Annotated in this window: 12 protein-coding genes; 6 read left to right on the top strand and 6 right to left on the bottom strand. The window is 44.2% G+C overall.

Annotated elements, in window-relative coordinates; translation table 11 throughout:
• Positions 1-263 (bottom strand): undecaprenyl-diphosphatase (locus DEH07_07230; protein ID HBY04322.1); only part of this gene is annotated, 263 nt, incomplete at its 3' end.
• A gap of 1060 nt (positions 264-1323) precedes the next feature.
• Here DEH07_07230 and DEH07_07225 point away from each other — a divergent pair.
• Entirely contained in the window at positions 1324-1584 is a 261-nt protein-coding gene (locus tag DEH07_07225; GenBank protein ID HBY04321.1) for a hypothetical protein, read from the top strand.
• A 939-nt stretch (positions 1585-2523) separates the two neighbouring features.
• On the opposite strand, the gene DEH07_07220 is transcribed toward DEH07_07225, so the two are convergent.
• Positions 2524-2838 (bottom strand): hypothetical protein, encoded by a 315-nt coding sequence (locus DEH07_07220; GenBank protein ID HBY04320.1) that lies wholly within the window; start codon positions 2836-2838, stop codon positions 2524-2526.
• A gap of 292 nt (positions 2839-3130) precedes the next feature.
• Between DEH07_07220 and DEH07_07215 the strand changes: the two genes are divergently transcribed.
• A complete protein-coding gene (locus tag DEH07_07215) occupies positions 3131-3964 on the top strand; it encodes a metal-dependent hydrolase (GenBank protein ID HBY04319.1) in 834 nt (277 codons plus the stop codon).
• A gap of 26 nt (positions 3965-3990) precedes the next feature.
• On the opposite strand, the gene DEH07_07210 is transcribed toward DEH07_07215, so the two are convergent.
• From DEH07_07210 to DEH07_07200, 3 genes are all read right to left on the bottom strand, one after another.
• Positions 3991-4338: a hypothetical protein gene (locus DEH07_07210; protein ID HBY04318.1), complete on the bottom strand. Its 348-nt coding sequence runs from the start codon at positions 4336-4338 to the stop codon at positions 3991-3993.
• Complete coding sequence (locus DEH07_07205; protein ID HBY04317.1) at positions 4313-5623, bottom strand: copper amine oxidase; 1311 nt, start codon at positions 5621-5623, stop codon at positions 4313-4315. Before DEH07_07205 ends, DEH07_07210 begins: the two co-directional genes overlap by 26 nt.
• 214 nt (positions 5624-5837) lie before the next feature.
• Positions 5838-6032: a hypothetical protein gene (locus DEH07_07200; GenBank protein HBY04316.1), complete on the bottom strand. Its 195-nt coding sequence runs from the start codon at positions 6030-6032 to the stop codon at positions 5838-5840.
• A 343-nt stretch (positions 6033-6375) separates the two neighbouring features.
• On the opposite strand from DEH07_07200, the gene DEH07_07195 reads away from it, so the two are divergent.
• Both DEH07_07195 and DEH07_07190 read left to right on the top strand, forming a co-directional pair.
• Positions 6376-7578, top strand: coding sequence for an RNA methyltransferase (locus DEH07_07195; GenBank protein ID HBY04315.1), 1203 nt, complete (start codon positions 6376-6378; stop codon positions 7576-7578).
• Entirely contained in the window at positions 7544-9760 is a 2217-nt protein-coding gene (locus DEH07_07190; GenBank protein ID HBY04314.1) for an adenosylcobalamin-dependent ribonucleoside-diphosphate reductase, read from the top strand. Before DEH07_07195 ends, DEH07_07190 begins: the two co-directional genes overlap by 35 nt.
• 21 nt (positions 9761-9781) lie before the next feature.
• On the opposite strand, the gene DEH07_07185 is transcribed toward DEH07_07190, so the two are convergent.
• The gene (locus DEH07_07185; GenBank protein HBY04313.1) at positions 9782-11152 is read right to left on the bottom strand and encodes a hypothetical protein; all 1371 of its coding nucleotides are present in this window, start codon (positions 11150-11152) and stop codon (positions 9782-9784) included.
• A 253-nt stretch (positions 11153-11405) separates the two neighbouring features.
• On the opposite strand from DEH07_07185, the gene DEH07_07180 reads away from it, so the two are divergent.
• Positions 11406-12914: a TIGR00341 family protein gene (locus DEH07_07180; protein ID HBY04312.1), complete on the top strand. Its 1509-nt coding sequence runs from the start codon at positions 11406-11408 to the stop codon at positions 12912-12914.
• Positions 12915-13098: 184 nt separating this feature from the next.
• Positions 13099-13919, top strand: an 821-nt coding sequence (locus tag DEH07_07175) for a hypothetical protein (GenBank protein HBY04311.1), incomplete at its 3' end; no start/stop codon positions are given.

Below are 13919 nucleotides of genomic sequence, written 5' to 3'. Positions count from 1 at the left end.
GTTCTCCACAGATCCCAGGTCTGTTTTTTTTCCTTATCCGTCTTTCTGCTGCTAAACGGGTTTATTCGATGCCAAAAATATACGACGACCGATAGAATAGCTCCAAGCTGGATAATTACGTCAAACATATTGGCAAAACTACCGGTAAATCCAACCAGCCTGTTTACAAGTAAAAGGTGCCCGGTTGAAGAAATAGGCAAGAACTCCGTTATGCCTTCAACGACACCCAAAATTACTGCGATTATGTGATTGCTTATAAATATCTCCAGCTTTTCTTTTAAATAGTTAGCCTGAATGATTAACCTTAATGATTAACCTGATTTTTTTATAATATTCATCAGGTAATTGTGGCACAAAATATTTTATGGTTTAACTTTACTAAAGCGGGCTACGCCCGCAACCCAAATTAAATAATGCGCTGTCCTTAAGATATTTTGTAGAATAATGTTGAAAGACATATCTCCAAGAATATCGCGAGGAGGCAGTGCATGGATAAATTATTACATAAATACGGTGGTAAAATCAAGGGCGTAATCGAAGGTTTTGACCGAATTGTATTTAAAGGAACCTTGCGGCCATTATGCTTTGCTCTTGGAATGCAGGTGTACCTTAGCCGCCTTAAGTGTGCATAAGTCATGTAACACATTTAAAGCGGCTTTTGATAAAACTGCGGGATTCCCACAAATAAAACCAGAACAGTTACGATGCAAACATTTATATTTCTATTACGATCACGAAGATTACGGCTTTATGAGCATCCGCTTACAAACATGGGCGCCGTTTGAGGTTCAAATTGCGTTGAACGGCTTAAGAGTGGCTAAAACGTTTACTTGATAAATCCGGCGGCAAGTACGTCCTCAATGGGAATAAGTTCCTCGGCGCGGAGGATTATTCCGTGGCGCAAGACTTGTTGGACAGCCAGCGTAGCGTAAGATGGATTGAAATGCTGTCAGGATTCATTCTGTGAAGTTTTTCCATCAATGACCCGGCTGTTTGGGAATGATCTAAGCTATACCTGGACTCTTTGGCAAAGCGAGTGGGCAAAAGACTATATCTTTCACGATCCACAAGAACTACAAAAAGCACATGGGCTATTTCTTGCGTCATGCATTATTTGAGTTTACCATGAACAATCCAGCGAAATTCAAAATATATCGAACCGTTTCAGGGCGATGAAAGCGGCGAGAAGAAACTCCGTCCGATGCGTCAAGGAATTGCCGATATTTCACCGCGAACAAAGATTTGCAGGAAAGCGTATTAAGAATTTTACTGAACAGGCAGCCACTATGGAGGAGGACGTAACGGTAAGCGAGGTATTATCGCATGTTGCAAAGCCTATCCGCTAAAGACGGCAAGAAATATCGTGCGCTTGATGTGACCGGCAAGGATCTTGCGTTATTGAGAGCTATCGCTGACCCCAAATTTAATGTAGACGCTATCTCAAATAAACAACTTCAGAAAACACTATCTGGGCAACCGTGGGCAAAGGATATGGAGGGTCTTAAAACTTGCCGCACGTATCAGCCGGCGCCTCCGGCTTTTACGAGAGCATGGTTTGATAAGGAAACTACCAAAACAACATAAGTACACGCTTACAGACAAGGGTAGGCTTTTGACGGCTTCGTTGAATCAATTTCTCTTTAGCTAAAGTCAGCGATTTATCTAAGCTGGCAGCGTGATATTTTTGTTTTTTATTGGTGAAGTGTACCCGTAAGGTACTAACGGCAAACTTAAATCAAACATCAATACTTTTATGGAATCCCAAGTAAGCCAAAATGCTCTTGGTAAAGAAAATTATCATTGAAGTAATCTTTTATATGGCTATGATGAAAAATATGCTTATGCTTGGGTACTTTGCAGCGGTTTTATAGTTAAGAGCAGCGGCGAGTTAGAACCAGGTACAGGATTTAGTATCCCCACGCGTCTTGAGTATAAACAGCCAGATTTTCAAATCGTTGCCTATAAACATCCGGAAGATGGTAGTTTCTATGATACCACGCTTCGACAGCTTTTCCCTAAAAAGTTTTATGATTTAGGCCGGCCATCTAATGATGAGATAAGCGAACTTGAAAAGGAGGTCTGGGATAAGGCAAAACAAAATAATGATTGTTTAAAACAAGGCGGCTATTGCGCCCAAGAATGCAATGAAAATGATGGTGTTGTTTATTTGAAAGGATGTTCATCCAGTCAGGTTTGCTGTAGGCCAAAAGAATCTTGCGTTGGTTGCAAAGATTTATGCGGTGATGGAATTTGTCAGGAAGTAGTTTGTTTAACCATTGGTTGCCCTTGCGCTGAAACAGCAGAAGGTTGCCCTCAAGATTTTAAATAGATTGGAGAAAAATCAACGATATGAAAAGAAGAAATAAAATTATTCTATTTGTTTCATTGTTGATTTTATTTTTATTTGCCTGGGCTCCTTGGATGAATAATAAAGCTATCCACGATAGAGTATTCCAGCAGAAAGCGCGCAAAGACGGAACGATGGGTCAGGTAATTCAACCGGACAGGACAAAAGAATACACTTTAATTTGCGATTATAATGTAATGTGGTTTCCTTTTGGAAGATATGTTGCAAGTTGTGAAGGAAGTTATTTTGTAACATTTTGGAGTAAAATACAAAATACGTATCCATTCACCTTTAGCACTGGCGGTGCATATTTCAGCATTGGGATTTTCAAGGATTTGCCGGTATACTTTTTTATGCCTGCCCATACTAAAATACAACTTTCCCTCATATTCCATGAAAAAGCCAAACGGCCTTACCTTTGGTTGATCTCCTTCTTCTGTTGCAAAATAGAATACAGGGTTTTCTTTCAAAAACACCAGGACTTTTTCCATCGTTAATACCTCCTGATATTTTAAAACTATACCATACTTTAATTGAGCCGGGTTTTTAGCCAATGCAACTTATATAAACCTGAAATTTCTTAAGTTAATTCTTCAATACATTACTATTTTCCTTTTATTTTTATAAATTCACAGGAACGGATCAAGAACCTGGCAGAAGCTATCTTATTTAAAATAGTATCTTGGAAAAATCTTTGCGGGTGTATATTATGTAGTTATATACAACAGGAAATAATCTGTTTTATTATTACAATACTTTCATACGATTGGCGGGGATTAATAATTGAAAGAAACTGTAATTGATTTTCATGTTCACCTTTCCCTGTATGAGACCTTTACTAAAGATGCTTTTGACTTTTTTGCGGCAGCCCATCCTTCAGAAGAAGAATATGTGGCTTTTTGCAAAAAATACAGTGATCCGCAGGCCTTTTTACAGTTGATGGATGAAAAAGAAGTGGATTACTCTGTTGTATTGGCAGAGATTGCGCCTTTGACAACAGGTGTGGCCACAAATGAAATGGTAAAAGAATTTTGCCAGGCAAGTCCCAGATTAATACCTTTTTGTACGTTAAACCCTTATCTGCATGCGAATATGGGCAAGATGCTGGAGGATTTTATCTTAAATCAGGGCTTCAAGGGACTCAAGCTTTATCCACCATACAATTATTTTTATCCTAATGACAATTTTATGTATCCTTTGTATGCCGTTGCCGAAAGGCTTGGTATACCTATTCTTTTCCATACGGGCTCTTCAATTTTTGCAAACTTCCGTTTAAAATATGGCAATCCAATTTATTTTGATGATGTAGCTGTGGATTTTCCAAACATGAAAATAATCATGGCGCACGGCGGACGCGGCCCGTGGTATAATGAAGCCCTTACCCTAATTCGCCTGCATAAGAATGTTTATATCGATGTGTCAGGCTTGCCGCCAAAAAAACTTTTAGAATTCTTCCCGGATATGGAACGCTTCGCCCACAAGTTTATTTTTGGGACTGACTGGCCCGCTGTGGATGTAAAAAAGAACGCCGATATAATCCGGAGCCTTAAGATATCCCGGGAAGCAATTTTAAAAATACTGGGAGAAAATGCCAGGCAGCTCCTGGGATTAGTCTAAAAGTATAAAGGGGATGGGCTACCTCATCAATCAATGTCTTCCGACAGGGAATCTTTATAGCTTTGGAAGATCTCCACAGCCTTTTCTTTATATTCCTCCGGGATTTCAATATGTCCCCACCCCATAATCATTTGAAACAAACCATCATAGGCCAGACTATGGTGGTTAATGACAGCATATGGGATCCCTTCTTCCTCAAGAAAGGCTGCAAATATTTCCGCTTCAATCTCATTATCCAGTTCTATCCGGAAAATCTTCACAGTTACAACACTCCTTATCACTTCGTTGTTACAAGCAGACGAATCGCAGACGATGAGGCAAAGGGAATAGGATCCGGCCGGATCCCTGTTAGAAGGCTTTGGCCCAGTAATCATACAAAATACTTTGCGCGTACGTTATGCCGGGCACAGCCCAGCGTGCATTCAGCTGCAGCCAGGTTGGACTGATGCCCCTGTCCACTAAAGAAAAACGCGGATCAACCAGTACCTTGCCTTCAGGTAAAACATTTTTGGTTGCATAGGCGTATAAATGCTGGATATGTGCTTCTATTCCCGCTTCCGGAGAAGAAAATACTGCCCCATGGACACCTTTCTCGAAACTCACCTGATCCGGATCTGCTCCATTGAGCGATTCTTCACCTGTGCAGGGGCTCCCTGTTGCCCACAACCCACAGTAATTGTTTTGCCAGGGTTGAACAGAACCGGTAAACTGAAAATACCCGGTCTCTTTGACTGCCTGGAAATAAGCAATATCCCCACGGACGCCATACTCCCTGCCGATTTCAAGATATAACTCCGCTAATTTTGGCATAGGGTTGAATACTCTGCCTGCTTTCTCCATTTTGGTTTTTATTCTTGGGGCCTCGCCCGTCAAATATGCTTCCATTTGATCTGCAGTCAGCTGTGAGGTTCCCATAATGCCAATTGCCGCTGAATCAATCTGTCCCCCGCCCGGGAGATTGATTGTCATCGGGTACTTGCTTAGTTCCTCAAGGTAACTTTCAAAGCGGACCAATTGCTCCTCACTGAATTCATTAATATCCATACTTAATAGATCTGCAGAATTAACAACTCTTCCATCCAATAATTTTAAATTGCTGTGATAATGCGCAAGGTCTTTAACTAACTGAAGGGTGATCGCGTTTGCCGGCTGCGCCGGTTCAGGATTGGTTGGGGGTACAGGAACAGCGCTTGTAATAACTACTGTTTTGGTACCGTTTTCCCAATCCACTTTACAATCCATGGCTTCACCAACGACCCGAAGCGGAACCATAGTCCGGCCCTGCCTGATTAATGCTTTCCCATATCCTTCAGGAATAGCCAGCGTTTTTCCGTCAATGATGATCTCAATTTCCCCGCTTTTTCCTCCGGAGGAAGGGATAAAACCTTTATTTTTTCTGTTGATTACTACCTGCCGGCTCTCCTGTATCCAGTTTACTTGAGCCCCCATATTTTCACTGATTACCCGCAATGGAACATAAGTCCTATTTTCAATAATCTCCGGTGTTTGCTCTCCCTCCGGAAAATGCAGCAATTCGCCGTTGATACGGATATTTATTTCTGCTCCTGCAGTCACAGCGGCGCCTGCGGGCAACGTATTGAATCCCAAAGCCAGGGTTATCGCCCAAACCATAATGAATACTCTAGATATGAACTTCATGATTGTAATCCCTTCTCTACTCCTCATTCCAACGGTACTTTTTATTTTATTGAAGTATGGAAGCATGGGGACGGTCTTTTTGCTTCTTTGGAAGCATGGGGACGGTCTTTTTGCTTCTTTTAAATTGAAGAGCTTAATCAAAAACCGTACCTGTAATCCTTAAAAATCCCAAACAAAAGGAGCCCTTAGCGGACTCCGCCAATTATCCCACCAGTTATTCGTCGTGCTTATGCTCGTGGTGGATATGGGTATGCTCCTTTTCATGATCGACTTCGTGATCATGCTCGTGTTCATGGGTAATTGCTTTATGAGTGTGCTCATGTTCATGCATCTCCCCGTCGTGTTCATGAAGATGCGTATGCTTGATTTCAGGATGGTTGTGTACGTGTTTATGGGAAATAATGTCCATTGCTTCACATACCTCCTTTCCTATCCTAATTATACCCATCTGTTCGGAATTAGACAAGCTCCGGCGACTCCCACCAATCCATTAGGAAAAATTTGAGGATTGGGCGCAACTTTTATTGACCAAAACATTTAAGTGACAACTTAATACTCTATGGTAGTCAAAGTGTTTATAGAATTACTATCGGCAAGATGGCCTAAGACTATAACTATTTGGAACAAACCCTTGTTTGACGATCAGGAATGATAGAATTATAATTGTTGTCACAAACCATAATGGAGCCGTTATCAGGCCAAATCCAATGTGCGTTTAAGGACAATAAAATCATCTCGAAAGGCGGTTGCAGATGACTGGTATCGACTTGATTGCTACGGCGACCTTCGGCCTGGAAGCGCTGGTGGCACAGGAAGTCAAGGATTTGGGCTATAACCGGGTGGCGGTGGAAAATGGCAAAGTTATCTTCAGCGCGAACTGGGGAGCGATCTGCCGGGCCAACTTATGGCTGCGCACAACAGACAGAGTGCGACTGAAAGTAGGTGAGTTTAAGGCCACCACTTTTGATGAGCTTTTTGAACAAACCAAGGCGCTGCCCTGGCCCGAACTAATACCGGGTGACGCCGAGTTCCCCGTGGAGGGAAAATCGATTAAATCCACCCTGTTCAGCGTATCCGACTGCCAGGCCATTGTAAAAAAGTCCGTTGTGGAAAGCATGAAACGAAAATATAAAAAGGAATGGTTTCCCGAGAAGGGACCGCTGTATAAGATTGAAGTGGCCTTGTTGAAAGATATAGCCACCTTAACTATTGACACAAGCGGCGCAGGGCTGCATAAAAGGGGTTACCGTGAACTGTCCAGCCAGGCGCCCCTGAAAGAAACGCTGGCTGCTGCATTAATCATCTTGTCGCACTGGCGACCGGACACAGTTTTAATGGATCCCTTCTGCGGGTCCGGTACTATTCCCATTGAGGCGGCGTTGATCGGTCAAAATATTGCGCCGGGGATGAACCGCAAGTTTGTCTCCGAGAGCTGGCCCACCATACCCGGGGAGCTGTGGCGGCAGGCCAGAAAAGAAACCCGCGATTTAGCCTGTCATAACCAGCCCCTTGATATCATAGGCACGGACATGGATAATAAAGTTATCAGACTAGCCCGCCAAAATGCCAGTGAGGCCGGGGTAAAAGAGCTAATCCATTTCCAGCGCCTGCCGGTTGCCGATGTCCGGTCCAGTAAAAAATACGGCAAAATAATTTGCAACCCGCCCTACGGAGAACGGTTGGGCGCCCAGCGGGAAGTGGAACGGCTGTATAAGGAAATGGGACAGGTCTTCAACCGTCTGGATACCTGGTCGTTTTATATACTGTCTGCCAATCCGCAATTTGAAAAGCTATACGGCCGGCCGGCTACTAAAAAAAGAAAGCTGTACAACGGCAATATAAAAGTAGACTACTACCAATATTTCGGGCCCAGGCCGCCCAGAAAATTAGAAATGCCAACAACCCGAGGAGGATTCGTTCATGAATTTAACGAGCAATGGCCTAACTATTTTTAATGAAAGGTATGCTGATAAAAATGAACAGGGAGATGTTGTTGAGACACCCGATCAAGCTGTTCAAAGACTAAGCAGGACAGCCGCCGGAGCGGAAGCTCTGTATCCTTCCCAGGCCGCGGAACATTGGGAAAAGAAGTTTAATGAGGTCATCGACTCCAAATGCTTTATTCCTTCTACGCCTATCTGGGCGAACATAGGCAAAAAAGGCCGCATGCAGCAGCCGGGAGCCTGCTTCGTTCTTGATATTGCGGATGATCTGCAGAACATGTACCAGACCCTCTTGGAATCGGCTATGATAACCAAGTCCGGAGGAGGCATCGGATACAATTTTTCCAGAATTCGCCCTCAGGGGGATATAGTTAGTTCCACCAAGGGTAAAGCCAGCGGCGCGGTAGAGCTTATACGCCTCTACGACGCCAGCGCCGGTATGATCAAACAAGGGGGAGTACGGAGAGGCGCCTTCATGGGCATACTAAACTGCGATCACCCGGAGATAGAAGATTTCATTCAATGCAAGCTATCCGGGGGGATCACCAATTTCAACCTGTCGGTGGGAATAACTAATGAATTTATGAAGAAAGTATCAGCGGATGAATCATGGGACCTGCAATTCAACGGCCAGGTTAGAAAAACCATTCCCGCCCGGGATCTGTGGGAACAGATAGTTAAAGCAGCCTGGTCCTGCGGAGATCCGGGACTAATCTTTCTGGACACAATCCAGGAGACCAACCCTATTCCCGGCAGACCTATTAACTGCACCAATCCCTGTGGGGAGCAACCCTTAAGCCCCGGAGAATCCTGCCTTCTGGGTTCAATTAATCTAGCCCTCATGAAGGATGCAAACAATGATTCCATAGATTGGCCCAAGCTTAAGGAGACGGCACGGATTGCGGTAAGGTTTCTGGACAACCTGATCGACGTTGGGGAATACCCTTTGGACTTTATCGCTCAGAATACCCGTGCCAGCAGAAAGATAGGTCTGGGTATATTAGGCCTTCATGACCTTTTGATCCGGATGAAGATCCCTTATGATTCAACGGAAGGAAGAGATCTGGCATCAAATGTGATGGCCTTTATCCGGACCGAGGTTCATGCGGCATCCGCCGATCTTGGAGTTGAAAAAAATAATTTTCCGTTATGGGACGAGTCCATTTTCGCCAAGGACCGCAAGCCCAGGAGAAACGCCTCCTGCCTCACCATTGCCCCCACAGGTACCATAACCCTGCTGGCAGGAGTAGAGGGGTATGGTATAGAGCCCATCTTTGCCATAGCTTATAAGAAAACTTACCTCCGGGATGGAGTTCCTGAGAAGCTCAGTATATTCTCTCCCTTGTTTCTGGATGCCTGTAAAGACAGAGGAATTGATGAAAAGATCTTGGAGGAAGTAGCCGCCAGGGGCAGCTGTCAGGGGGTGGAAGGGGTTCCGGAGGATATACAGCGGCTGTTTAAAGGAGCCCAGGAGATCGATCCTATGGACCATTTAGCCATGCAGGTTGCCCTCCAACAAGAGGTGGATAATGCCATTTCCAAGACCATTAATCTGCCTAACAGCGCCGGAGCAGATATGGTGGAAAAGATTTACCTTGAGGCCTGGAAACATGGATTAAAGGGTATAACCATATTTAGAGACGGTTCGAAACAAGGGGTTATAGAAATAGGAAAACAACAGGTGTCTCAAAACAGCCAGGTATCGAGGCCCCGCGGGTATATTCAATCCCGGCCCCAGTGGACGACGGGAATTACTGAAAGAATTGATACCGGCTGCGGGAAAATGTACCTTACTGTAAACCGCGATCCTAACACCAACGAAGTCATTGAGACCTTTATTACTACAGGCAGTGACGGAGGATGTTTAATATTTACCGAAGCAGCATCCCGCCTGACCTCCATGGCTATCAGGGCAGGAGTCTCACTCAAGGATATTATTGAGCAGCTAAGATCCACTCATACCTGCCCATCCTGGACCAGGGCCAGAAGTATCGGGAAGCCTCTAAGTCCGGGAAAAAGCTGCCCCAGCGCTATAGCCACAGCCTTGGAGAAATATGTAGATCACAAGGAAGACCAGGAACCGGATGACGCTGGAGAACAGAGTAGAAGCATCTGTCCGGAATGCAAGCAGCAGAGCTTTGTTCCCTTAGAGGGATGTTATACTTGTTTAGGATGCGGATACTCAAAGTGTTAATGCGCTTCGCCCAGTGAATGATCATAATTTTGCCCGTTTACTTAAAACATTATTTATTGGGATGGAGAGTACTGCAAGTGTAACGCCTATCGCAAGTGTGATCAGAAGCGCTAATCCGCTATAATAATACCAGAACAGCAAGTAAAACATACTTACTGCAATTGAAAGCAGCATTGCGGGGAAAGCAACTTTCATATAATTGATAAATGTAATCGGAGCGCCTCTTTTTTCCGCCATTCCGACGACAACCACATTGGCGGATGCGCCGATGATCGTTCCGTTGCCGCCGAGACAGGCGCCCAGAGACAATGACCACCATAAAAAGTTCAAGTTGCCTGACATGCCCAGTTCTCCCATGTCTTTAATCAGCGGTATCATAGTCGCAACAAACGGTATGTTGTCAACAAAAGCCGAGGCAATTGCCGAAACCCAAAGAATCAAAATGCCAGCCGGAACTAACTGTCCCTGTGTAACATCAACGGTGAAGCGGGCTATAGCCTCAATGACCCCCACTTTCTCAATGCCTCCGACAACTAAAAATAAACCGGCAAAAAAGAAAATTACCGGCCACTCAACTGCATGAAAAGCCTCTTCCGGATTTTCGCGGCTGGATAAAAATAAAAGCAGGGTTGCTCCGCTTAAGGCAATAACTGAGGATTCCAGATGAATGTACTGGTGGATGACAAATCCTAAAATGGTTAATCCCAAGACTATTAAACACTGCTTGAGTAAGGCAGTATCTTTGATTTCTTTTTTTTCATCCATCTTCATTAAACCTTGTTGCAACTCGGCGGTAGTGACCAGTTGTTTACTATAAATAAGGGTCAGCAGGACGATTGTGAACACATAAATTATTATTATTACCGGGGCTAAATTAAATACGAAATCCATAAATCCAAGGCCGGTCGAACTGCCAATCATAATATTTGGAGGATCACCAATCAGGGTAGCAGTACCACCTATATTAGAAGCAATAATTTCAGTAACCAGAATAGGAATGGGATTAACCTTTAATTGTTTAGTAATCGCAAAAGTTACCGGTACAATTAATAAAACCGTGGTTACATTGTCCAGTAAGGCAGAAGCTATAGCAGTTACTATGGCTAAAGCCATCATAACCTTAACGGGGTTGCCTTTAACCATTTTAGCTGCTTTCACGGCCAGGTATTCAAATACACCTGTTTGGCGTGTAATTCCTACAATAACCATCATTCCTATCAAAAGGCCAAGAGTGTTCCAATCAATATAATGAATCGCGTCCTCAACACTAAGGACCCCTGAAAGAGCCAGTAAAGCGGCGCCTACCAAAGCTGCGATAGTACGGTGAACTTTTTCAGACACGATTACAGCGTAAGTAAGCAGGAATATAGCAACTGCAAATAGATACACAATTTTTCCCTCTCTACCCTTTTGCTATACTATACTTAAAAAATAAAAAAGGCAGGAAGCTATTTAATAGCCTCCCACCCTGAAGACCGTATTTCTTGAAAAATGGTTATAAACCATTCCAACCGTAAATCTTTATTTATACTTTTCCTTTTTTAATCCTCTTTAAATTAGTTATTATGATAATATATTTTAATATGCCAGTCAAGGAAATATATAGCTCTGCCCCGGATTTTGTTCTTTCTATCTTCTAGTTTGCCTGTCAACTATAATCGCCACTTTCGGGCTTTTGGCCAACAGCACTGCCGTGGTGATCGGAGCAATGCTGGTGGCGCCCTTGATGGGACCTATCTTTGGCATCGCGCTTGCCCTCTCAACAGGTGACCGTCATTTACTGAAGACTGCCGTATTTGCCGAGCTAGTTGGAATCACCCTTGCAGTAGTCCTCCCTGCCCTGGTGGGACTGATCCCTCTACGTCCCGATTTCGGTTCGGAAATTCTGGCCCGCACTCAACCCACCATTTATGATGTGCTGGTCGCATTGGCTTCCGGTTTGGCCGGGGCTTATGCCTTAGTTGACGAGAAGATAAGTCCGGCCTTGCCGGGAGTCGCTATTGCCACCGCCCTGGTTCCGCCGCTGGCCGCGTGTGGATTAAACCTTGCCGCAGGCAACTGGATGCTTGCCTGGGGAGCTTTTTTGCTTTTTTTAATAAACTTTATTGCCATTGAATTTGCTGCTGCCACTATCTTTATGGCGCTGGGGGTGGTGGAGTTTTCTTATGGCAGCAACGGTTCACTCATGAAAGCAGTAACCAAGCGCCTGGGGATAAGTTTTATCATTCTGCTCCTGGTTACCGTTTTTGTGACCCAGACTCTAATCAACATAATTGGTGATAGAAAATTAGATAACCGGATACGGGAGGTATTGACCGAACAATTGAACACCTATGCGGGCGTCAGGCTGTCAGATGTTAAATGGAGCCAAAGCGGAACAGCGCTTGATATCAGAGCGGTAGTTATAACTCCTCAGGAATTCGACCCCCAGCGCGTAGCCAGTCTTGAAGACACTCTGCAAGCACAGGTTAACTCCAATAGCCAATTGATCGTCCGTTCGGTAATTTCCAAAGATGCAGACCGTAATGGGCCGGTATTTATCAGCGCCGAGGAACTACAGCAGCGCAGCGCGGCAACCCTGGAAGAGGAATACATGAATAAGGTATCACTGATTATAAGCGAGCAGTTGAAATCCATGGGAGGCGCCCAAGTGAGCAATGTGACTAAAGAAGTTGCCGACGGCATCCCCTTAATAACTGCCAGTGCACGGACCTATCAGGCCATAACTCCGATTGAAGTACTGGCCATTCAACAGCAATTGAATGATGAAGTTGATGATTCCATTAAATTGATCATAAGATCCACTATCACCAAGGATGCAGATTCCCAGCAGTTTTTGCACCAAGCAATAGCTTTCAGAGACACCCTCCAGGGTGAGGACTTATTGCTTTTTGACCGCTTGTCGAATGAAATTACCTGGTATCTCTCTCAAAGAACCCCGGGGATTTCGGTGGCCGGATTAAATTTTAAGCTAAAGGATAACTCATTCACTGTCAAAGCATCCGTAAATACTCCGGCAACTTTAAACCCCATCCAGGTTAATGCGCTGCAAAGGCATCTTCAGAATACTATTGATCCCCGCATTAAAATAACTGTTCAATCAATAGTAGGGGGAACTGCAACTGCTGAATCGTATACAACATGGTCTGAGTAAAAAACTATCTCAACACAAAATACATCCTGGGGATATTTACATAAAATATATCTGATTGGGCAGTATGAAAAGTTTGTGTTTTGCAATCAATATCAAAGAGTGAAAGTAATTCTAAACTATTGAGATAAGGAAGATCTCTAATGTTTGCATTAAACATGGCAAGCAGTATTGACGCCTTTTTTGGTTGCTGGTTTTAGTCACTCTGGTAGCGATGATGGGGCGTTTTGTTAAAATACCCTATGCATTAGCTTTGGTCATAACAGGTTTAGCTGTAGGCGCTGCGGGGTTGCTGCCTCAGGTTGAACTGGACCCGCAAATCCTTTTCGCCATCTTTCTGCCTCCACTTTTGTTTGAAGCCGCCATTAATATGCAAGTTAGCCTGCTGATGGAGAATTGGAAGCCCGTAACTATTTACGCGCTTTTTGGTACTGTTTTGGCTTTTTTGTTTACAGCCTGCGCAGCCCATTATTTTTTAGGCCTGCCTATTGCAGCAGCGCTGATCTTCGGAGTCTTAATTTCTCCGACTGATCCAATATCAGTGATAGCTATTTTCCGAGAAACGGGAGTTGGCAAGAATCTAAGCATGATCATGGAAGCGGAGAGCGCTTTTAATGACGGGGTGGCAATTGTTCTTTTCACTCTTCTGGTTTCATTTGCTTCCGGACATAATACTACCCTTCTTAAAGGTGTTGGTTCCTTTTTCGTGGTTGCAGCGGGAGGAGCAGCCCTGGGCAGCGCTATAGGCATAGTTGCTTCCCTTGTTACAAGGGAATTTAACGATCATCTATTAGAAATCATGCTTTCTACAGTGGTGGTTTTCGGATCGTACTTATCCGCTGAATGGCTGCATGTATCAGGAGTAATTGCAGTTGTTGCGGCCGGACTGGTTGTGGGTAGTTACGGCATGCATAAGGGAATGTCCCCCACCACCCGGCTGGCAGTTAACTCTTTTTGGGAATATACGGCATTCGCAGTTAATTCCTTAGCCCAACTTTCCCCTCCAAA

Origin of the sequence: Desulfotomaculum sp. (genome assembly GCA_003513005.1) — a bacterium.
Classification (GTDB): Bacteria; Bacillota; Desulfotomaculia; order Desulfotomaculales; family Nap2-2B; genus 46-80.
The sequence above is the reverse complement of the archived record's forward strand: the minus strand, read 5'-3'. Positions and strand labels throughout refer to the sequence as shown.

Bases quoted from the DNA above. Each gene is read 5' to 3' on its own strand.
- DEH07_07225 (HBY04321.1), top strand. From the start codon at position 1,324: ATGTTGCAAAGCCTATCCGCTAAAGACGGCAAGAAATATCGTGCGCTT.
- DEH07_07210 (HBY04318.1), bottom strand. From the start codon at position 4,338: ATGATTACTGGGCCAAAGCCTTCTAACAGGGATCCGGCCGGATCCTAT.
- DEH07_07195 (HBY04315.1), top strand. From the start codon at position 6,376: ATGACTGGTATCGACTTGATTGCTACGGCGACCTTCGGCCTGGAAGCG.
- DEH07_07190 (HBY04314.1), top strand. From the start codon at position 7,544: ATGAATTTAACGAGCAATGGCCTAACTATTTTTAATGAAAGGTATGCT.
- DEH07_07200 (HBY04316.1), bottom strand. From the start codon at position 6,032: ATGGACATTATTTCCCATAAACACGTACACAACCATCCTGAAATCAAG.
- DEH07_07205 (HBY04317.1), bottom strand. From the start codon at position 5,623: ATGAAGTTCATATCTAGAGTATTCATTATGGTTTGGGCGATAACCCTG.
- DEH07_07220 (HBY04320.1), bottom strand. From the start codon at position 2,838: ATGGAAAAAGTCCTGGTGTTTTTGAAAGAAAACCCTGTATTCTATTTT.